Source organism: Nitriliruptor alkaliphilus DSM 45188 (assembly GCF_000969705.1).
GTDB lineage: Bacteria > Actinomycetota > Nitriliruptoria > Nitriliruptorales > Nitriliruptoraceae > Nitriliruptor > Nitriliruptor alkaliphilus.
The window spans coordinates 2,648,908-2,668,705 of the sequence record NZ_KQ033901.1; the positions used below are offsets into that span (position 1 = coordinate 2,648,908).

A 19,798-nucleotide genomic window follows, 5' to 3' on the forward strand; every position below is an offset into this window, starting at 1 on the left:
CCGGCGCGCGACGCGTGATGACGTGGTGACGAAGGGAGCGCGGGGTGGACCTCGCACCGACCCCGGGGCAGCGGGCGTTCCGCGACGAGGTCCGCAGCTGGCTGCGCGCCAACGTGCCCGACCCGCCGCTGCCGTCGCCGGGGACACCGGCGGGGTTCGCCGCCCACCTCGCCTGGGAACGGCAGCTCGCCGAGGCCGGCTACGCCGCGATCCGCTGGCCCGAGGAGTACGGGGGCCGGGGTGCGGACGCGGTCACCCAGGCCATCTTCGACGAGGAGTACGTCCTCGCCGACGCGCCGGAACGGGTCACCGTCGTCGGGCACAACCTCATGGGTCCCACCCTGATGGCCCACGGGACCGCCGAGCAGCAGCGGCGCTGGCTGCCGCGGATCCTGGCGGCCGAGGACGTCTGGGTGCAGGGCTATTCCGAGCCCGAGGCCGGCAGCGACCTCGCCGCCGTGCGGACCCGCGCGGTCCCCGTCCACGACGGGTTCGTCGTCGACGGTCAGAAGATCTGGACCTCGTGGGGGGCGAACGGCGACTGGATCTTCACCCTGGTGCGGACCGACCCGGACACCGCCCCGGGGCGCGGGCGCCCGAAGCAGGCCGGCATCAGCTTCCTGGCCATCGAGATGGACTCGCCGGGGATCGAGGTGCGGGCCATCACCCAGCCGGACGGCCACCAGGGTTTCGCGGAGGTGTTCTTCACCGGTGTCCAGGTGCCATCCGATCACCTCATCGGCCCGCTGCACGGTGGCTGGCAGGTCGCGGCGACGGCGCTCGAGTACGAACGTGATGCCCCCGCCGCCGCCCCCGCCCGCTACCGCCGCGAGCTCGACGAGCTGGTCGCGCTCGTCCGGGTGTGCGGGCTGGACCAGGATGCGGTGGTGCGCGACCGCCTGGCCGACCTGTACGTGCGCACCGAGACCTACCGGCTCCAGGCGCTGCGGACGCTGGCCGTGCTCCAGGACGGCGGCACGATGGGCGCCGGGTCGAGCGTGACCAAGCTGCTCTGGTCCGAGCTCGAACGTGACCTGTACGACCTCGCCCGCGAGGTGCTCGGCCCGAGCGGTGAAGCCCTGGAGGCGCCGGACTCACCGCTGCCGGACCCGAACGCCTGGCGGTCCCGTGCCTGGTACGCGCGCGCCGCGACGATCTACGCCGGCACCTCCGAGATCCAGCGGTCGATCCTCGCCCGCCGCGTCCTGCACCTACCGAAGGGCTGATCCGTGCGCTTCGCCCTCACCGACGAGCAACGCGCGTTGCGGTCCATGGCCCGCGACGTCTTCGCCGACGTGGGGTCGCTCGCCCGGCTCCGTGACGTGTGGGAGGGCCGGGCGGAGACGGGCGACGTGCGGCGCAAGCTCGCCGACAGCTCCCTGACCGGGATCGGCGTACGCGAGGACGACGGCGGTGTCGGCGGCGACGAACTGGACGCGGCGGTGGTGCTCGAGGAGGCCGGGCGGGCCTGCCTGCCCGAACCGCTGATCGAGACGCTCGGTGTGGTCCTGCCGCTGCTGCGCGACCACGCGCCGGCCGATCTGCGCCGTCGCTGGTCGTCGGCGGTGGCGACCGGCGATACGACGATCGCCGTGGTGCTCGGTGGTGAGCCGTTCGCGGTGGCCGGCACCGACGCGGACGCGTTCCTCCTCGAGGTGGACGGCGAGGTGCACCTGATCCCCGCTGCGGCGGTCAGGGCCCGTGGGGTGCGCAGCGAGGACCCGACACGTGACCTGGTCGCCATCGAGGACGCCCGGACGAGCACGGACACGGTGCTGCCCGGCGCCTCGCCCGAGGTGGCCTGGTTGCGTGCTGCAGCGGCGACGGCTGCGGCCAGCGTCGGCCTGGCCGATCGCCTGCTCGCCTTGACGGTCGAGCACGCCTCGTCGCGCGAGCAGTTCGGCCAGCCGATCGGTGCGTTCCAGGCGGTCCAGCAGCCGCTCGCGTCGGTCCACGTCGCCATCGAGGCCGCGCGGAACGCGGCCTGGTACGCGGCGCACACCCGCGCGACCGGTCAGGCGGACGCCGACAGCGCGGCGCGGGTGGCCAAGGTCGCGGGCGACGAGGCCTCGGCTCTGGCCGACCGGGTCGCCCTGCAGGTCCACGCCGGGATCGGCTTCACCTGGGAGCACGACCTGCACCTCCTGCTGAAGCGGGCGGCAGCGTGGCGCGCCGCGTACGGCGACGCCCGGACGCACCGGGCGGCCCTGGCCGACGTCCTGCTCGCCCGGACCGACGACGACCCGAGCGAACGGTGACGCGTGTGGCGGACATGGACGGACGGGTGATCGCCGTGACCGGCGCGGCCGGCGGTCTCGGGCGGGCGTACGTGCTCGAACTGGCCGCCCACGGCGCGCGGCTGGTCCTCAACGACCTCGGTGTCGGTCGCAGTGGTGAAGGTGGGGACCCGTCGGTGATCGCCGACCTCGCCGACGAGGTGCGGGCCGGCGGTGCGGAGGTGGTCACGAACGCCGACGACATCAGCACCCCCGAGGGGGCACGACGTCTGCTCGACACCGGGATCAAGGCGTTCGGGCAGGTCCACGCGCTGATCAACAGCGGCGGCATGCTGCGTGACCGCATGTTCGTGTCGATGGACGTCGAGGACCTGGACGCGGTCGTGGCCGGGCACCTGCGGGCCCACTTCTGTCCGACCCGCGCGTTCGCGGGTTACTGGCGCGAACGGGCGAAGGCGGGGGAGCCCGTCGACGCGGCCGTGGTGATGACCACCTCGAACGCGGGGCTGTTCAGCCAGCCGGGCCAGTCCAACTACGCGGCGGCGAAGGCGGCCATCGCGGGCCTGACGGTCACCCTGGCCGATGAGCTCGAGCGGTACGGGGCGCGGGTGAACGCGGTGTCACCGGCTGCCCGCACCCGGATGACCACCGCGGTGCCCGGGATGGCCGAGATGGTGGCGGCGCCGGATGACCCCGACGCGTTCGACGTCTTCGACCCGGCCAACGTCGCCGGCGTGGTCGCCTGGTTGGTCGCGCCGGGGGAGTCGGTCACCGGACAGGTCGTGTTCGTCCGGGGAGGTGAGCTCAAGGTGCTCCGAGGGTGGCGGTACGCCGACGAGCGCGGCCGCGAGGGCCGTTGGGAGCTCGACGACCTCCGCCGCGAGTTCGCCGGCCACGACTGGGAGCGGACCCCCCGTGCCTGACACGCCCCCCGTACCGACCGAGCCCCCCGGCCGCGACCTGCTCGCCGGAAGGCGGGTGGTGGTCACCGCCGCCGCGGGCACGGGCATCGGGTCCGCCGTCGCGCGCCGCTGCCTCGTCGAGGGCGCCGAGGTGGTCATCTCCGACCGCCACGAGCGGCGCCTCGCCGAGACCGCCGAGCGTCTCGCCGCCGAGACCGGCCGGACGCCGGGCACGGTCCCGTGCGACGTGACGGTTCAGGCGGACGTCGACCGGCTCTTCGCCAGCGCCGCCGAGCAGCTCGGGGGGCTGGACGTGGTGGTCAACAACGCGGGCCTCGGTGGGACCGCGACGGTCGAACAGATGACCGACGAGCAGTGGCACCAGGTGCTCGACGTCACCCTGACCGGCACGTTCCGGTGCACCCGCGCGGCGCTGCCGTACCTGCGCGCCGGCGGTGGCGGCGCGATCGTCAACAACGCCTCGGTCCTCGGGTGGCGCGCCCAGGCCGGGCAGGCGCATTACGCGGCGGCCAAGGCCGGGGTGATGGCCTTCACCCGGTGCACCGCCACCGAGGTCGCGGGCGCCGGGATCCGGGTCAACGCGGTGGCCCCGAGCCTGGCGATGCACGACAACCTCGCCAAGGTCACCTCGCCCGAGCTGCTCGCCGAGCTGACCGACCGTGAAACCCTCGGCCGCGCCGCCGCGCCGTGGGAGGTCGCCAACGTGATCGTGTTCCTCGCCAGCGACCTGGCGAGCTACCTGACCGGGGAGGTCCTGTCCGTGTCGAGCCAGCACCCGTGAGCGGCGATCGCCGACGTGGCGTCCCCCGCCGCGTCGAAGCCTTCGTGCAGCGCATCGGCCGGACGCGCACCTTCGCGCGGATCGGCTCCAAGCTGTTCCACCGCCTGGACGGCCTGGTGTTCCGTCTCAGCCGGGGGCGCTACATCGTGTCCGACCTGATGCTGCCGGTGGTCATGCTGACCACCACCGGCCGACGGTCGGGTCAGCCGCGGACGGTGCCCATCGCGGCCATCCCGGACGGCGACAGCTGGCTCGTGGTCGGCAGCAACTTCGGGCAGGACCACCACCCGGCCTGGGCGCTCAACCTGCTCGACGACCCACGGGCGGTGGTGCAGCGACGTGGCCGGCGCCACGAGGTCGTCGCCGAGGCGCTGGACGAGGAGCAGCGGCGCGAGATCTGGCCGCACCTGACCGCCTACTGGCCACCGTTCGATGTGTACATCGATCGCGCGGGAGCCGCCGGCCGTGACATCCGGGTCTTCCGCTTGACGAGGGAGGCGGCGTGATCGTCCTCGACGGGGCGGACGAGGTCCGTGCTGCCGCGGGGTCCCACCTCGGTCACTCGGGCTGGCTGACGGTCGATCAGGACCGCATCGATCGGTTCGCGGAGGCGACCGGTGACCACCAGTGGATCCACGTCGACCCGGCCCGGGCGGCGGCCGAGAGCCCGTACGGCACCACGATCGCCCACGGCTACCTGACCCAGTCGCTGACCAACGCGCTGATCCCGCAGGTGGTCGAGGTGCGCGGGTTCGCGATGGGGGTCAACTACGGCACCGACCGGGTGCGCTTCCCGGCGGCGGTGCCGGTGGGCAGCCGCATCCGCGCCGGCGTGGAACTGCTCGAGGTGACCGACGTGTCGGGAGGCGTGCAGGTGCGCAAGCGCGTCACCGTCGAGATCGAGGACCAGGACAAGCCGGCGTGCGTGCTGGAGGTCCTGAGCCGGTTCCTCAGCTGACGCCGGGTCAGGGTGATCGGCCTAGAAGCCAGAAATAGAACGTGTTACAGTTCCGGCCGGGAGCGTCGGACGTCGGCGTGCGGAACGTCACCTCGGGCTCGGGGTGCGAACAGGGAGAGCAGCGGTGGAGTTCGGGATCTTCCTCCAGGGCCACGTGCCCGCACGCCGGGTGGAGCAGGACCCCGCCTACGAGCACTACGCCCTCATGCGCGAGGTCGAACTCGCTGTGGCCGCGGATCGGGCGGGGTTCAAGTACGTCTGGGCATCGGAGCACCACTTCCTCCAGGAGTACTCCCACCTGTCCGACAGCGGCTCGTTCCTCGCGTTCGTCGCGGGCCGGACCGAACGCATCCACCTCGCCACCGGCATCCGCAACCTCTCGCCGCGGGTCAACCACCCCATCCGCGTCGCCGAGGAGGTGGCGATGATGGACCACCTGACGGGGGGTCGGTTCGAGCTCGGCACCGGGCGCGGTGCGGGCTGGCACGAGGTCCAGGGCTTCGACGTGCCGGATACCAGGATCACCAAGCAGTGGTGGCACGAGGTCATCCGCGAGCTGCCGCGCATGTGGCGCTCCAACGCCTACAGCTTCGAAGGCGAGCACTTCCGGGTGCCGGGCGAGCGCATGATCCTGCCCAAGCCCTACGGGCACAGCCACCCGCCGATGTGGTGCGCGGCGGGTAACCCCCAGACCTGGCAGGACGCCGGCCACCTCGGCCTCGGCGCGATCGGGTTCTCGATCGGGTCCATCGACTCGATGGCGCCGCGCGTCGAGGCCTACAAGAAGGCGGTCGCGTCCGCCGAGCCGATCGGTGAGTGGGTCAACGACAACGTCATGGCCACCAACGTCGCCATCGTGATGGAGGACGGTGAGCTCGCCCGCAAGGTCGCCACCGACGCCGGCACGATGCGGCTGCACGCCGGGGTCCACCGTTACCACTCCACGATGCCGAAGGTCGAGGGCATCCCGGCGTGGCCCGAGGTGCTGCCCGAACCGAACCTCGACATGGTGGAAGCCGGGATCGCCGGTGGTTTCCTGGCCTGTGGCGACCCGGACGAGGTGGTCGAGCAGCTCAAGCGCTACGAGGCGACCGGGATCGATCAGATCAGCTTCTCCATCCCGATCGACATCCCGCAGGACGTCTGCCTCGAGACCATCCGCCTGCTCGGGGAGCACGTCATCCCGACGTTCGACCGGCCCGAGTTCCGCACCGACGCGATGCGGGCCGCGGCCGACGTGCCCACCTGGGAGTCCCAGGTCGTGGCCGTCACCACCGGTCCCGACCCCGAACCCGGCACCTGACCCAGAGGGGCCTCAGCGAGTGAACCCGCGTATCCGCGGGTTCACTCGGCAGGCTGAGCCTCGCTGGCGTCCTCGCCGGGAGCGAACGCGCGTATCCGCGGGTTCGCGCGGCCGGGTCGAGCCTCGCCTACGCCTCGCCGCGACGGAACCCGCGCATCCGCGGGTTCGTGTCCGCGGTCAGGGCAGTAGGTGGTGCTCGATCTGCTGCCAGCTGGATTCGAGGTCGCCGCCGACGGGCAGCAGGGCGTAGGCCCGCTTGAGCCACAGGTGGAGGTCGCACTCCCAGGTGTAACCGATCGCCCCGTGGACCTGGAGGGCGTGCTCGACCGCGGCCTCGGCCGCCTCGCCGGCCGTGGCTTTCGCCAGGGCGGTGTGCACACCGGCGCCCGGGTCGTCGATGGCCACGCTGTGGGCCGCCCGCTCGACCAGCGGCAGTGCGAAGCGGACCCCGACCAGCGCGTCGGCGAGGTGGTGCTTGACGGCCTGGAAGGCACCGATCGGGCGCCCGAACTGTTCGCGTGTCCCGGCGTGCGCCACGGCGAGGTCGATCGCGGCCTCACCCACGCCGACCAGCTGTGCGGCCGTGGCGACCGCGAGCCGGCGTTCGGCCTTCGCGGTCAGCGCCCGTGCCTCGGGGCCGGACGCGACCCCTTCGCCGTCGGGGACCGTGTCGAGCCGGACCGTCGGGCGGCCGCCGTCGAGGGTCGGCTGCGCGGTCCACGCCGCCTCGGCGGTCGGCACCGCGCGGATGGTCTCGCCGTCGGCGACCAGCAGCAGGTCGCTGCCCGCGACGTGGGCCGGGAAGGGGTCGGAGGGCAGGCACGCGACGACGACCGCGTCGCCGGTCGCGATGCGGGGCAACCACGCCTCCGCCGCCTCGCCCCCGGCGTCGACGAGCAGCGGCGCGGCGACCGCCGCCACCTCGGCGAGGGGTTCGGGCAGCGCGGCGCGGCCGGCTTCGATCAGCGGCCCGACGAGGTCGAGGTCGCCCAGTCCGAGGCCCCCCGCGGCCTCGGGGATCGTCACGCCGAGGACCCCGAGGTCGGCCAGGCCCTTCCACCGTGCCGCGTCGTGGCCGCCGGCCTGCCAGGTCGCGCGTACCCGGTCGGCGCTCGCCTCGACGGTGAGGAAGTCGCGGACCGCAGCGGTCAGCAGTTGCTGGTCGTCGGTCGGTCGCAGGCGCACGGCGGGTCCTAGGAGCGGGGGAGGCCGAGGACGCGCTCGGCGACGATGTTGCGCTGGATCTCGTTGGTCCCGGCGTAGATCGGGCCGGACAGGCTGAACAGGAACCGGTCGAGCCACCGGCCCTCGTCCACCGCGTCGGGTGCGTCCGCCGTCAGCGGCGCTGCCGTGCCGAGCAGGCGCAGGGCGGTGCGGTGCAACTCGCGGTCCATCTCGGACCAGAACAGCTTGTTGAGGGAGGCTTCGGGTCCGACCTCGCCACCGTCGAGGACGTGACCGACGGTGCGGTAGGTCATCAGGTCGTAGGCCTGGGTCCTCGCCCACGACCGGGCGACCTCGCGTGCGAGCGCCGGCGGCAGGTCCGCGCGCGAACGCGCCAGATCGATCAGACGCTGCGCGGATGTGTTGAACCGGCCGGGGGACCGCAGGCTGACGCCACGCTCGAACCCGGCGGTCGACATCGCGACCTTCCAGCCCTCGCCGATCGGGCCGAGGGTGGACAGTTCCATCGGCACGCGGACCTCGTCGAAGAAGACCTCGGCGAACCCGGGTTCGCCGTTGAGCTGGTGGATCGGTCGGACCGTCACACCCGGCGCGTCCAGCGGGACGAGGATGAACGACAGACCGCGGTGGCGCTCCGACCCTGGCTCGGAGCGGAACAGCCCGAACAGCTGGTCGGCGAACGCCGCCCGCGTCGACCACGTCTTCTGTCCGCTGATGACCCAGTCGTCACCATCACGGACGGCCCTGGCGCGGATGGCCGCCATGTCCGACCCGGCCTCGGGCTCGGACCACCCCTGCGCCCAGATCTCCTCACCGGCGGCCATCGGGCGCAGGAAGCGGTCGCGCTGCCGCTGTGTGCCGTACTCCATCAGGGTCGGGCCGAGCAGGAAGAGGCCGTTCTGGTTGAGGCGGTAGGGACATCCGGCGCGGTAGTACTCCTCCTCGAACAGCAGCCACGAGACGAGGTCGGCGCCGCGACCGCCGTACGCCTCGGGCCACGGAACGACCCCCCAGCCGCCGTCGAAGAGGCGACGCTCCCACGCGCGGTGGGCGGCGAAGCCCGCCTCGGTGTCGAACGAGACCCTCGGCGCGTGGCGGGCGTTCGCCTCGAGCCAGGTACGTGCCTCGTCGCGGAACGCCGCCTGCTCGGGCTCGAGCGTCAGGTCCACGAGGGCTCCCTCCCACGACGCCGCAGCTGGGGCGCCGTCTGTCGAGGACCATACCTGACGACCCGTCAGGTATGGTCACGGCGCGCCGCCGGGAGGGTCGGCGCCGATCCGGGAGGGCCACGTGGTCGCGAGCCGCCGCACCGACGTCCGTGTCAGCACGCGCGAGTGGCGCGGGCACCGCGTCGTCCACGAGGAACGTGGCTCCGGACCCGACACCGTGGTGCTTGTCCACGGCCTGTTGCTGCCGGCGGTCTGCAACGGTCACACCGCTGACGCGCTGGTCGCGGCCGGGTACCGGGTGATCCAGCCCGATCTGCTCGGCCACGGCCGCAGCGACGCGCCGGACGATCCCGGGTGCTACCGCCTCGACCTCGCCGTCGACCAGGTGCGCGACCTCCTCGACGACCTCGGCATCGAACGCGCGATGATCGGCGGGATGAGCCTCGGGGCGAACCTCGCGTTGGAGTTCGCGGCGCGCGACCCCGATCGGGTGGTCGCGATGCTCTGCGAGATGCCCGTCCTCGAACGCGGGGTGGTGGGGGCGACGGCGACGCTGGCACCCCTGTGGGCGGCGTTCCGGTACGGCGGTCCGCCCGTCCGCGCCCTGTTCCGCGCCGTCTCACACCTGCCGGTCACCGGCAACGACGTCGTCGACACCGTCCTCGGGTGCGTCGGCGTGCCACGCTCCATGGCCGCCGTGCTCCAGGGCTACGCGACCGGGTCGATCGTGCCGCCACGCCACGTCCGCGAGACGATCACCACGCCCGCCCTGGTGGTCGGCCACACGCGTGACTGGGTGCACCCGATGGACGACGCCGAGCTGCTCGCACAGCAGCTACCCGCGTCGACGCTGCTCACGGCCCACCACATGCTGGAGCTGCGGACAGAACCGACCCGCCTGACCTCGGCCATCACCGCCTTCACCGAGACCGCCTTCTCGGTGGACCGGACGTCGTCGTCGGTCGACGACCTGACGAGCCGTCAGGCAACGTGACGGGCGGGGAGGAACCAGCGATGCAGCACGCCAGCGACGGTCACGATGAACGCACGGTCCGGCCGGCGGTCGAGGGGTGGTTCGCGTCGGATCCCGAACCGCACCTGCTCGGGCAGCGGTGCGCCGACTGCGCGACGGTCGTCTTCCCCCCGCGTGCCGTGACCTGCCCGAACCCGGCGTGCGTCGGTGAGGAACTTCCGGTGACGCCACTGTCGCGAACGGGTCGGGTGTGGTCCTACGCGACCAACCACTACCCGCCGCCGGCGCCGTACGTGCCGGCCGATCCGTTCGAGCCGATCACCATCGCGGCCGTCGAACTGCGGGACGAGGCCATCACCGTGCTCGGCCAGGTCGCTGGCCCGACCGACGGCCTGCGGGTCGGGGCCGAGGTCGAGCTCGAGATCGGGACGCTGCTGACCACCGACACCGAGGAACACACCGTGTGGCGCTGGCGGGTCGTGGCCCCCGTCCGCTCCGGGGCGGAGGTGTCGGCGTGAGCGATCCTCGCGACGTGGTCGTGCTCGGCGCCGGGATGCACCCCTGGGGCAAGTGGGGGCGCGATTTCGTCACCTACGGCGTCCACGCTGCCCGCGCCGCTCTCGCCGAGGCCGGCGTCGAGGCCACCGACATCGGGTTCATCTCCGGCGCCGACACGATGCGCAACGGCTACCCCGGCTACGTCTCGGGGGCCACCTTCGCCCAGGCGCTCGGGTGGACCGGCATCCCCGTCGCCTCCAGCTACGCGGCCTGCGCGTCGGGGGCGACCGCCATCGACATCGCTCGCGATCGGATCCTCGCCGGCCGATGCGAGGTGGCGCTGGTGGTCGGTGCCGACACGACCCCGAAGGGCTTCCTCGCCCCGAACGCGGGGGAGCGGCCCGACGATCCGGACTGGCTGCGGTTCCGCCTCCTCGGTGCGACCAACCCGACGTACTTCGCCTTCCACGCCCGACGGCGCATGGACCTGTACGGCGCGACCGAGCGCGACTTCGCCGAGGTCAAGGTCAAGAACGCGCGCCACGGCCTGGGCAACCCCAACGCGCGCTACCGCAAGGAGACATCGGTCGACGAGGTGCTCGCCTCGCCGATCGTCTCCGACCCGCTGCGATTGCTGCAGATCTGTGCGACCAGCGACGGGGGTGCGGCGGTCGTCCTGGCCTCGCGTGAGTGGGCCGAGCGGCACGGTAAGGACGCCGGGGTGCGCGTCGCCGCGGTGTCGACCGTGACGCCGACCTACCCGACGCGGATCATCGACCTGCCCGACCTGGCGACCGACAGCGCCGCGGTCGTCCCCGCTGCGGAGCGCGCGTTCAAGGAAGCCATCGGCGACGCCGCCTACACCGAGGCCGGCATCGGACCGGACGACATCGAGGTCGCGGAGGTCTACGACCTGTCGACCGCGTTGGAGCTCGACTGGTACGAGCAGCTCGGGTTCTGCGGCACCGGGGAGGCCGAGAAGCTGCTGGCCGATGGCGTCACCACGCTCGGTGGCCGCCTGCCGGTCAACCCGTCCGGTGGCCTCGCCTGCTTCGGCGAGGCCGTCCCCGCCCAGGCCATCGCCCAGGTCTGCGAGCTGACCTGGCAGCTGCGCGGCACCGCGACCGGCCGGCAGGTCGAGATCGACGGGCGTCCGCCGCGTGCCGGCATCACCGCGAACCAGGGCCTGTTCGGCCACGGTTCGTCCGTCATCGTCACCCGCGACAGGTGACGTCACCATCCCAGAGTGGCCGCGCAGAGCGGCCGAGCCACACGAGGAGAGCACCGTGCCCGAGGCCTACCTGATCGACGCCGTCCGGACCCCCGTGGGCAAGCGCGGCGGGGGACTCGCCGACGTCCACGCCGCCGACCTCGGCGCCCACGTCCTGCGCGCGCTCGTGGAACGCACCGGCATCGACGCCAGCGCCGTGGACGATGTCGTGTTCGGCGCGGTCGACACCGTCGGCCCGCTGGCCGGTGACATCGCCCGGACCTGCTGGCTCGCGGCCGGCCTGCCCGAGGAGGTGCCCGGTACGACCGTCGACCGGCAGTGCGGGTCGTCCCAGCAGGCGGTGCACTTCGCCGCGCAGGCGGTGATGAGCGGCACCCAGGACCTCGTGGTCGCCGGCGGCGTGCAGACCATGTCGGCGATCCCGATCGGTGCGTCGATGCGCGTCGGCAAGCACTTCGGGTTCGACGATCCGTTCTCCGGATCGCAGGGGTGGAAGGAGCGCTACGGCGACCAGCCGGTGTCGCAGTTCGCCGGCGCGGAGATGATCGCCGACAAGTGGGGCGTGACGCGCGAGGCCATGGAGGCGTTCGCCTACGAGAGCCACCAGCGTGCGACCCGTGCGATCGCCGAGGGTCGCTTCGACCGCGAGATCGCCCCGTACGGTGACGTCGTCCACGACGAGGGCCCGCGGCCCGACACGACGCTCGAGAAGATGGCGTCGTTGAAGACGCTCATCGACGGCGGGCGGCTGACCGCGGCGCTGTCGAGCCAGATCTCGGACGGGTCGGCGGCGCTCCTGGTCGCCTCGGAGCGGGCCGTCGAGCAGCACGGCCTGACCCCGCGGGCACGCATCCACCACCTGTCGGTGCGGGGTGCGAGCCCCATCACGATGCTCGACGCGCCGATCCCGGCGACGGCGCACGCGCTCGAGCGGACGGGCCTCACCCCCGACGACATCGACCTGGTCGAGATCAACGAGGCGTTCGCGTCGGTCGTGCTCGCGTGGCAGAAGGAGACCGGGTTCGACCTCGGCAAGGTCAACGTCAACGGCGGGGCGATCTCGCTCGGCCACCCGCTCGGTGCCACCGGGGCCCGTCTGATGACCACCCTGCTCCACGAACTCGAGCGCACCGGCGGACGCTACGGCCTCCAGACGATGTGCGAGGGCGGTGGCCAGGCCAACGTCACGATCATCGAGCGGCTGTGAGCGCCGAGACCGTCGCGACCGGCGTCGAAGCGTTGGTCGAGGTCGCCGCCATCGAACGGGTCAAGCACCGCTACCTGCGGCTGCTCGACACCAAGGCGTTCGACGAGATCGGTGGGTGCTTCACCGCCGATGCGACGGCGGCGTTCAGCGACGGCCGCCACCAGCTCAGCTCACGCGCGGAAATCGTGGCGTTCTTCGAGCGGTTGCTCGGTTCGCCGCAGGTGCTGACCAACCACCGCGCCCACCAACCCGAGATCGACCTGACGGGGCCGGACACCGCGGTCGGAGTGTGGGCCCTCGACGACGAGGTCATCGCCCTCGACCGCGACGTGACCCTGCGCGGCACGGCGTTCTACGAGGACACCTACACCCAGGTCGACGGCGTGTGGCTCATCTCGGGGACCGGCTACCGCCGCGTCTACGAGGAGGTCGTCCCCCGAGCCGACGGCCAGCAGCTGACCGTCAACCGCTTCGCCCGCTGATCTCGGAGCGCGTGCGTGCGTTGAGCGGACAGGGGGCGCTAGGGTCGTCCTGCGGGGCAGCTGGGAGCAGGGGCACATGGGGCAACAGGTCGCTGGACGTTCCGCGTCGAGAAGCAGCGGTTGGGCGTGGACGGTGGTCCTCTTCGGGCTCACGGTAGCTCTCGTCGTGACCCTGTCGGCCGAAGCCCTGGGGTTCGGCTGCGGTGGTGACGATCCGTTCCTGGTCGACGCTCCGCAGGTCGAGATCTACGACGGGGTGGACAACGACTGCGACGGGCTCATCGACGAGGGCATGTTCGAGATCGATGGGCGGATCGGCCCCGCGGTCGTACAGCTCGCGCTGGTGCAGGTCGAGCCGGACGCGGTGGAGGTCGGTGGGACCAGCGAGGTGTCCGCGTTGGTGCGGGTGACGCTGGACACCGAGCTCGCGTCCGCCGAGTACCGCGTCGGCGACGGCGAGTGGCTGCCGATGTCGGCCACCGCGCTGCCGCGGACCGCGGACCAGCCGAAGGACCACTCGGTCGAGGTCACCACGGATCCGTTCCCAGCTCCTGGTGACACCGACGTCTGTGTCCGCGCGACCGACACGCTCGGCGCTGTCAGTACACCCGGGTGCGTCACCGTCACGGTGACCGGCACCGCGCAGGACCCGGAGCTACCCGTCGACGACGGGGACGACGGGGACGGGGACGACGGTTCGGACGGGGCCGACGACGGGTCATCGGGTGAGGTTCCGGGACCGACGCCCGGTGGTGACCCTGAACCGGAGGGAGCCACCGACGACGGGTCGGGGGAGCCGGTGAGCGACGGCGACCCGGACGACGACCCGGTCGCCGGCGAGACCGGTGAGCGCACCGGGGACGACGCTGCGGTGCAGGAGGCCGGCCTGTCGGGTGGGCAGTTGCCGCGCACCGGTGTGCCGCTCGCAGGGCTGGTCGTGCTCGGCCTGGTCGGGGTACTCGCTGGCAGCTACCTGCGACGGTGAACCGTCGGGACGAGGCGGCAGCGATCGTCCCGTCGGGCTCAGCACGGCGTGACCGTTGGCTGCCGATGGTCGTGCCGTTGCTGCTCGTGTTCGTCGCATCCACTCAGGTGCTCGTGGCGAACACCACGACGTTGACCCCGTGGCGCGGTGGCGGCTTCGGGATGTTCGCCACCGTCGATGCGCACAGCCACCGCATCGTGCGCGTGGAGTCCGAGCTCGATCGAGGGGAACCCGTGCCGCTCGACGTCCGCTCGTTCCGGCGTGTGGCGTCCGTCGAGCGGGCCTTCGTGTCCGCGCGCGCCTGGCCGACGGACCGGCGTCTGGATCGTCTGGCGGCGGCGTTGACGGAGGTCCCGGCTGTCCTCGATGACGGTGTGATCCGACCGGTGGCCGCCGCACCATCCGCCGGCTCCGTGGATCCCACGACCGTCGATCTCGGTGGCGGGGTGCTCACCATCAGCGTCGCCGGCATCGAGTTCGATCCGGGTTCGGGCCAGGTCGTGCCCGTCAGCCTGGCATCCCGTTCGGTGCGACCGTGAGCCCGAGCGTGGCCGAGACGAACCATCGCCGGCCGCCCGTGGCGTACGTGGTCGCGGCCTACCTCGGACGTGACGGTGCCATCGCGACCCTCACGTTGGCAACGTTCGCGGCGCTGCCCCCGCCCGGCGCCCTCGCGATCGCCCGGATCGCCGCGGTACTCGGGCTGATCGCGGTCCCGATCCTGCGGCGCGATCCACGGTTCTGGGTACCGATGGCGGTCCTGGTCGTGGCCGGGACGCTCCGGCACCCGTGGCTCGACCTCGACAACCACCACGTCCTGCAGCTGTACTGGTTCGCTGCGCTGGCGCTCACGTCGTTCGCCGAGGAGCCCGGCGCCGCCCTGCGCCGGACCGCACGGCTGATGATCGGCCTGACCTTCCTGTTCGCCACGATCTGGAAGGTGATCGTGCCGGATTTCGCCGACGGCACCTTCCTGACGTACCTGATCTCGGTCGAGCCGACGATCGAACGGACCGCGGTGGCGCTCGGGTGGCAGGAACTGGGCCTGGTCGCAGGCAACCGGGCCGAGCTCGCGTCGGCCCTCGGGGATCCGGCCCACGGACCCGTACCCGCTTCGTTGGAGGTGTCGTCGGCGGCCGCCCGCGCCGCCGGCGGGCTCGCGGTCGTCACGATCGTGGTCGAGGGCGCCGTGGCGGTGCTGTACCTGTCGCCGATGAGTCGCCGGCTCCGCTGGCTGCGGGATCTGTCGCTCGCGGCCTTCGTCGCCGTGACCTACCTCATCCTGCCCGTGATCACCTTCGGTGCGCTGCTCGCCGCCCTCGGCCTTGCCTCATCCTCGCTGCCCGATCGGCCCGCTGCCGTCCTCTACCTGGCGGTGGCGCTGCTGATCGCCGTGTGACCCGACGTCCTCGGTCAGTCGCGCGAGGACGTCGTGGGCGTCACGCACCACACCGTGGACGACCTGCTCGACGGTCGGGAGGTCGTCGAGGACGCCGACCACCTGACCCGAGCTCATCACGCCGAGGTCGGCCCGGCCGTCGACCATCGCCGCGCGCAGCAGCATCGGGGTGTTGGCGGCCATCACGAACTGGCTCCAGGTCAGCTCGTGGCCGCGTCGCATGGCCCGACCCTCACGCAGCATCGCCGTCCACGAGGTGCCCGACAGGCGCCGGAAGCGCGCCGCGTTCACGACCGCCCGTGCCAACCCTCGGACGGTCCCGGCGGTCTCGAGCTGGTCCACCATCGGCGTGCGCAGCACCCGGTGGGGCACCCCGTCCACCCGGGTGGTCCGCACGGTGTCGGTGACGCCGTGGTCGAGGTAGAAGCGCTTGACCTCGTCGGGGACCGTCGACTCCTGGGTGAGCAGGAACCGGGTCCCCATCGCGATACCCGCGGCGCCGTAGGCGAGCGCCGCGACCAGTCCGCGGCCGTCGAAGAACCCACCGGCGGCCACGACGGGCACGTCCACGGCATCGACCACCTGGGGGATGAGCAGCGTGGTCGGGACCTCGCCGGTGTGCCCGCCACCCTCGCCGCCCTGGGCGAGCACCGCGTCCACGCCCCAGTCCGCGACCTTCTGCGCGTGGCGCTTCGCGCCGATCGACGGGATGACGACGACCCCCCGCTCACGCAGTCGTGTCAGGAGCTCGGCGCGTGGGGCCAGCGCGAACGACGCGACCCGGACCTCCTCGCGGATCAGGACCTCGATGCGCTCGGCGACGTCGGGTTGGTCGGCACGCAGGTTCACCCCGAACGGCGCGTCGGTGCGCTCCTTGACGTCGGCCACCGCCGCGACGAACTGGTCGAAGTCCAGGGTGGCTGCGGCGAGGATGCCGAGCCCGCCGGCCTCGGCGGTCGCCGCCACCAGCCGTGGGCCCGCGACCCAGCCCATCCCCGTCTGCACCACCGGGTAGCGCACCCCCACCAGCTCGGTGAACGGGGTACGCAGCGGCGGGGGAGCGGCGGCCATCACCGGGCGCCGGCGCCGTCGCGTCGGTCCGGGACCTCACGTTCGCGCAGCCCCCGCGGGTCGAGGTGGGCGAGCAGCTCACGCTCCTCGTCGGTCGGGATGCGGGTCTCGCGGACCTCGTCGGCGATGGCCAGCTCGAATCCCGTGGCGGCCTGGACCTCGTCGACGGTCACGCCTGGGTGGACCGAGACGAGGCGCATCGTGCCGCCCGGGCCGCCGAGGTCGAGGACGGCGAGGTCGGTGACCACCCCACGCAGGTCGTGGAACCGCGCAGCCTCGGGTTCGGCGGCCGCCCGATCGGTACCCACCCCGGACACGAAGTCGACCTGTTCGACGAACACCTTCGGTGAGTGCGCCGGGACCCAGTAGCTGGTGGCGTGGTTGACGGTGTTCCCGGGCGCGCCACGGGCACCGAGCAGCTGCACCTTCGGTCGCGCGTGATCGCCGATGGCCGAGATGTTCTGGTTGCCGTGCCGATCGAGCTGGGACGCGCCCATCAGCACGTGTCGTCGGCCGCTGGCCAGGACCTCGAAGACGCTGCGGAACGGCAGCCACCCCTCGGTGACCGCCTCTGCTTCTCGACCGAGCGGTGGGTTGCCCGCCAGCAGCGTGGCCTCGCCGTCGGACAGCAGCAGGTCGGGTTCGAAGGTCGACCGGGCCAGCAGTGCGCCGATCCGGGGGATGGTCCCCATGGGCGAGGCGACGATCTCGCCGTCGCCGCGGAACAGCTCGGCGCATGCCACGGCGCAGACATCGGCGCGGGTCACGTCGCTCACGAGCGGCTCCCGGTCCCGGCGGTCTGCGCCGCCTCGTGCAGTTCCTCGACCGCCGTCCGGTACCCCGCCTCGTCCACGTCGAGGTGCCGCCGCTGGAAGTCGGCCCAGGCGTCGGCGTCCCCGGCCGCCCGGGCGTAGGCCGTCTGGAAGGCCTCGTCGCGGTCGTAGTCCGGGACGCAGGAGGTGAAGTGCGCGCCACCCGGGGCCTCGACCACGGCGTGGGTCACCGCGCGCGACAGCCGCAGGGTCGACAGCGGCCCCTCGGCCAGGAGGTCGGCGGTGTCGACGACGCGCTCGCAGCTGACGTAGGTGCGGTCGGCCGCCGCCGCGAAGAGGTCGTCGAAGTACGGGTCGTGGCCGAGGAGTTGGCCGTTGCCGCGGGCGTCCGCCCGGTTGACGTGCACCAGCGCCGCGTCCAGGCGCAGCGCGGGCACCGCCACGAACCGGCCGCCGCCGTAGGGGTCCTCGACGAGCTTCAGGCTCGGGTCCGCGCGCAGCACGTCCGACCCGAGACCGGCACGGGTCGGCAGGAACGGCAGCCGCTGGGCAGCCGCCTGGAGGCCGAGGTTGAACATCCCCTCGTCCCACTCGACCGCCCGGATGCGGCCCGCCTGGCGTGCCTGCCGGAAGTGCGGCTCGAGCGGGATGGAGTCGAGCGACACGAACCCGTACACGACCTCGCGCACCTTCCCCGCCGCGCACAGCAGCCCGACGTCGGGACCGCCGTACGAGACGATCCGCAGGTCGGTGAGGTCGGACCGCAGGATCGCCCGCACGAGGGACATGGGCTTGCGGCGCGAGCCCCACCCCCCGATCCCGATCGTCATGCCGTCGCGCAGCTCGGCCACGACCTCCTCGTGGGTGCGTCGTTTGTCAGGCACGGCCGATCCCCTCGTCGTGGGTGCGTCGCTCGTCAGGTACCTGTGCCCTCTGGATCCGGTCACTCATCGAAGGCCGCCTCCCGCTTCTCCACGAACGCGTCGCGGGCCTCCTGCGCGACGCCGCGGAGGGTCAGTTCGTAGGTCAGGCCCTGCTCGAAGCGGTAGCTCTTCTTGACGTCCACCGGATCGATGCCGATCAGCGCCTCCTTCGCGCGGCGCAGGATCGTCCCGGACTTGGCCGCCAGCCGTTCGGCGACCTCGCGGGCCGTCGCCTCGAGGTCATCGCGCGGGACAACCGCCAGGACCGACCCGTGGTGGTGCAGCTCGGCGGCGGTCGCGGTCTCGGCGAGTAGCACCATCGACCGCAGCCGCAGCGGCGGGACCAGCCGCGCCAGGTGGGTCGCAGCGCCGAGGGCGCCCCGATCGACCTCGGGCAGCCCGAACGTCGCGTCCTCGCTGGCCACGATCACGTCGGCGTTGCCGACCAGCCCGATGCCACCACCGAGGCAGAATCCCTGGACCGCGGCGACGACCGGGACCTCGCAGTCGTAGACCGCCGCGAACGCCGCGTAGCAGCCCCGGTTGACGCCGATCAGCGCATCGTGGTGCGGGTCGTCGGCGAGCTCCTTGATGTCGACACCGGCGTTGAACCCCCGCCCGGTCGCGCGCAGGATCACGACGCGACACGCGGGATCGCGCCCGAGCGCCGTGATGGCGTCGGCCAGCTCGAACCAGGCGGCGACCGGCAGGGCGTTGACCGGTGGCAGGTCGACCACGACCTCGCCGATGCCGTCGTCCCCGAGGTGTCGTTCGATGCCCATCGCTCCGGCTCCCGACGAGGCTCCCGAGCCGGGGGCTCCCGCACCCAAGCTCGACCTGACGGACCGTCAGGTTCTCGGCTACCGTAGCGCGAGCCGCGGGGAGACGGGAGTCCGTGGCGGGAGGCGGAACGTCGTGCAGGGTGCGGACGAGGGTGCGGGCGACGGGCGTGCCGTCGTGCTGGTGACCGGGGGGACCCGAGGCATCGGCGCCGCCGTGGCACGTCGCTTCCTCGCCGAGGGTGCGCACGTCGCGGTCTGCAGCCGATCGGGCGCCGGCGATGCGCCGCAGGTCGGTGGCCGGTGCGCGTCCACCCACACCGCCGACGTGCGCGATCCCGCCGCCGTCACCGCCTTGGTCGACGAGGTGGTGGCGACCCACGGCCGGCTCGACGTGGTGGTCAACAACGCGGGTGGCTCACCGAACAGCGCGGCTGCGGAGGCGTCCCCACGGTTCCACGCGGCGATCATCGACCTCAACCTCACCGCCGCGCTGCACGTCGCCCAGGCCGCCAACCGGGTGATGCAGGACCAGCCCGGCGGGGGCGTCGTGGTCAACGTCGGCAGCGTCAGCGGGCTGCGACCGTCGCCGGGGACGGCGGCGTACGGCGCGGCCAAGGCCGGGTTGATCGGGCTCACGCGCAGCCTCGCCGTCGAGTGGGCGCCACGGGTCCGCGTGGTGTGCGTGACCCCGGGCCTCGTGGCGACCGAGGGGGCCGACGCCCACTACGACGACCCGACAGCCATCGCCGCGACCGTGCCGCTCGGCCGCTTCGCCACCCCGGAGGAGGTCGCCGAGGCGATCCACTGGGTCGCTTCGCCCGCGGCCAGCTACGTCAGCGGCAGCAACCTCGTCCTCGACGGCGGTGGCGAGTGGCCCGCGTTCCTGCGGGCGGCCCCCGACGCGGGCGGAGGCTGATC

22 protein-coding genes are annotated in these 19,798 nt (G+C 72.7%); 16 read left to right on the plus strand and 6 right to left on the minus strand.

The window, feature by feature from the left end; genetic code table 11:
• The first annotated feature begins 44 nt into the window (after nucleotides 1–44).
• The 7 genes from NITAL_RS12405 (at nucleotide 45) to NITAL_RS12435 (ending at nucleotide 6,202) form a co-directional block, all read left to right on the plus strand.
• On the plus strand, nucleotides 45–1,226 hold the full coding sequence (locus NITAL_RS12405) for an acyl-CoA dehydrogenase family protein (RefSeq protein ID WP_052666493.1): 1,182 nt from the start codon (nucleotides 45–47) through the stop codon (nucleotides 1,224–1,226).
• Nucleotides 1,227–1,229: 3 nt separating this feature from the next.
• Entirely contained in the window at nucleotides 1,230–2,258 is a 1,029-nt protein-coding gene (locus NITAL_RS12410; RefSeq protein WP_052666494.1) for an acyl-CoA dehydrogenase family protein, read from the plus strand.
• A 14-nt stretch (nucleotides 2,259–2,272) separates the two neighbouring features.
• On the plus strand, nucleotides 2,273–3,160 hold the full coding sequence (locus NITAL_RS28520; RefSeq protein ID WP_052669644.1) for an SDR family NAD(P)-dependent oxidoreductase: 888 nt from the start codon (nucleotides 2,273–2,275) through the stop codon (nucleotides 3,158–3,160).
• Complete coding sequence (locus tag NITAL_RS12420) at nucleotides 3,153–3,941, plus strand: SDR family oxidoreductase (RefSeq protein WP_083441516.1); 789 nt, start codon at nucleotides 3,153–3,155, stop codon at nucleotides 3,939–3,941. The genes NITAL_RS28520 and NITAL_RS12420 overlap by 8 nt, the downstream gene beginning before the upstream one ends.
• Nucleotides 3,938–4,447 (plus strand): nitroreductase family deazaflavin-dependent oxidoreductase, encoded by a 510-nt coding sequence (locus NITAL_RS12425; RefSeq protein WP_052666495.1) that lies wholly within the window; start codon nucleotides 3,938–3,940, stop codon nucleotides 4,445–4,447. Before NITAL_RS12420 ends, NITAL_RS12425 begins: the two co-directional genes overlap by 4 nt.
• Entirely contained in the window at nucleotides 4,444–4,899 is a 456-nt protein-coding gene (locus tag NITAL_RS12430; protein ID WP_052666496.1) for a MaoC family dehydratase, read from the plus strand. The genes NITAL_RS12425 and NITAL_RS12430 overlap by 4 nt, the downstream gene beginning before the upstream one ends.
• A gap of 124 nt (nucleotides 4,900–5,023) precedes the next feature.
• The gene (locus tag NITAL_RS12435) at nucleotides 5,024–6,202 is read left to right on the plus strand and encodes an LLM class flavin-dependent oxidoreductase (RefSeq protein ID WP_083441517.1); all 1,179 of its coding nucleotides are present in this window, start codon (nucleotides 5,024–5,026) and stop codon (nucleotides 6,200–6,202) included.
• A 177-nt stretch (nucleotides 6,203–6,379) separates the two neighbouring features.
• Here NITAL_RS12435 and NITAL_RS12440 read toward each other — a convergent pair whose 3' ends face one another.
• Together NITAL_RS12440 and NITAL_RS12445 are read right to left on the minus strand one after the other, a co-directional pair.
• Nucleotides 6,380–7,387: an acyl-CoA dehydrogenase family protein gene (locus tag NITAL_RS12440; RefSeq protein ID WP_052666497.1), complete on the minus strand. Its 1,008-nt coding sequence runs from the start codon at nucleotides 7,385–7,387 to the stop codon at nucleotides 6,380–6,382.
• 8 nt (nucleotides 7,388–7,395) lie between these two features.
• On the minus strand, nucleotides 7,396–8,556 hold the full coding sequence (locus NITAL_RS12445; protein ID WP_052666498.1) for an acyl-CoA dehydrogenase family protein: 1,161 nt from the start codon (nucleotides 8,554–8,556) through the stop codon (nucleotides 7,396–7,398).
• Nucleotides 8,557–8,677: 121 nt separating this feature from the next.
• Here NITAL_RS12445 and NITAL_RS12450 point away from each other — a divergent pair, with 121 nt between their 5' ends.
• The 8 genes from NITAL_RS12450 to NITAL_RS12485 all read left to right on the plus strand — a co-directional run bounded on the left by NITAL_RS12450 (nucleotide 8,678) and on the right by NITAL_RS12485 (nucleotide 15,331).
• Nucleotides 8,678–9,550: an alpha/beta fold hydrolase gene (locus NITAL_RS12450; protein WP_052666499.1), complete on the plus strand. Its 873-nt coding sequence runs from the start codon at nucleotides 8,678–8,680 to the stop codon at nucleotides 9,548–9,550.
• A gap of 20 nt (nucleotides 9,551–9,570) precedes the next feature.
• Nucleotides 9,571–10,047 carry a Zn-ribbon domain-containing OB-fold protein gene (locus NITAL_RS12455; RefSeq protein WP_052669646.1) on the plus strand — a complete coding sequence of 159 codons (477 nt, stop codon included), beginning with the start codon at nucleotides 9,571–9,573 and terminating at the stop codon, nucleotides 10,045–10,047.
• The gene (locus NITAL_RS12460) at nucleotides 10,044–11,258 is read left to right on the plus strand and encodes a lipid-transfer protein (protein WP_083442168.1); all 1,215 of its coding nucleotides are present in this window, start codon (nucleotides 10,044–10,046) and stop codon (nucleotides 11,256–11,258) included. The genes NITAL_RS12455 and NITAL_RS12460 overlap by 4 nt, the downstream gene beginning before the upstream one ends.
• Before the next feature lie 55 nt (nucleotides 11,259–11,313).
• Nucleotides 11,314–12,465, plus strand: a complete 1,152-nt coding sequence (locus NITAL_RS12465) for an acetyl-CoA C-acetyltransferase (RefSeq protein WP_052666500.1) — start codon at nucleotides 11,314–11,316, stop codon at nucleotides 12,463–12,465.
• The gene (locus NITAL_RS12470) at nucleotides 12,462–12,947 is read left to right on the plus strand and encodes a nuclear transport factor 2 family protein (RefSeq protein ID WP_052666501.1); all 486 of its coding nucleotides are present in this window, start codon (nucleotides 12,462–12,464) and stop codon (nucleotides 12,945–12,947) included. The genes NITAL_RS12465 and NITAL_RS12470 overlap by 4 nt, the downstream gene beginning before the upstream one ends.
• Before the next feature lie 166 nt (nucleotides 12,948–13,113).
• Nucleotides 13,114–13,932, plus strand: coding sequence for a hypothetical protein (locus tag NITAL_RS12475; RefSeq protein WP_157041799.1), 819 nt, complete (start codon nucleotides 13,114–13,116; stop codon nucleotides 13,930–13,932).
• Entirely contained in the window at nucleotides 13,929–14,471 is a 543-nt protein-coding gene (locus NITAL_RS12480) for a hypothetical protein (protein ID WP_052666503.1), read from the plus strand. Before NITAL_RS12475 ends, NITAL_RS12480 begins: the two co-directional genes overlap by 4 nt.
• An 8-nt stretch (nucleotides 14,472–14,479) precedes the next feature.
• Nucleotides 14,480–15,331: a hypothetical protein gene (locus NITAL_RS12485; protein WP_211262380.1), complete on the plus strand. Its 852-nt coding sequence runs from the start codon at nucleotides 14,480–14,482 to the stop codon at nucleotides 15,329–15,331.
• Here NITAL_RS12485 and NITAL_RS12490 read toward each other — a convergent pair.
• From NITAL_RS12490 to NITAL_RS12505, 4 genes are read right to left on the minus strand one after another with little or no spacing between them, the layout of a single operon-like run.
• Nucleotides 15,263–16,402, minus strand: a complete 1,140-nt coding sequence (locus NITAL_RS12490) for an NAD(P)H-dependent flavin oxidoreductase (protein WP_157041801.1) — start codon at nucleotides 16,400–16,402, stop codon at nucleotides 15,263–15,265. The two genes, NITAL_RS12485 and NITAL_RS12490, sit on opposite strands and share 69 nt — an antisense overlap.
• Nucleotides 16,402–17,178: a CoA-transferase subunit beta gene (locus NITAL_RS12495; RefSeq protein WP_052666505.1), complete on the minus strand. Its 777-nt coding sequence runs from the start codon at nucleotides 17,176–17,178 to the stop codon at nucleotides 16,402–16,404. The genes NITAL_RS12490 and NITAL_RS12495 overlap by 1 nt, the downstream gene beginning before the upstream one ends.
• Nucleotides 17,175–18,059 (minus strand): CoA transferase subunit A, encoded by an 885-nt coding sequence (locus tag NITAL_RS12500; RefSeq protein WP_052666506.1) that lies wholly within the window; start codon nucleotides 18,057–18,059, stop codon nucleotides 17,175–17,177. Before NITAL_RS12500 ends, NITAL_RS12495 begins: the two co-directional genes overlap by 4 nt.
• Nucleotides 18,060–18,118: 59 nt before the next feature.
• Entirely contained in the window at nucleotides 18,119–18,880 is a 762-nt protein-coding gene (locus tag NITAL_RS12505) for an enoyl-CoA hydratase family protein (protein WP_052666507.1), read from the minus strand.
• A 133-nt stretch (nucleotides 18,881–19,013) separates the two neighbouring features.
• Here NITAL_RS12505 and NITAL_RS12510 point away from each other — a divergent pair, with 133 nt between their 5' ends.
• Nucleotides 19,014–19,796 (plus strand): SDR family oxidoreductase, encoded by a 783-nt coding sequence (locus NITAL_RS12510; RefSeq protein WP_052666508.1) that lies wholly within the window; start codon nucleotides 19,014–19,016, stop codon nucleotides 19,794–19,796.
• The last annotated feature ends 2 nt before the right edge of the window (nucleotides 19,797–19,798 follow it).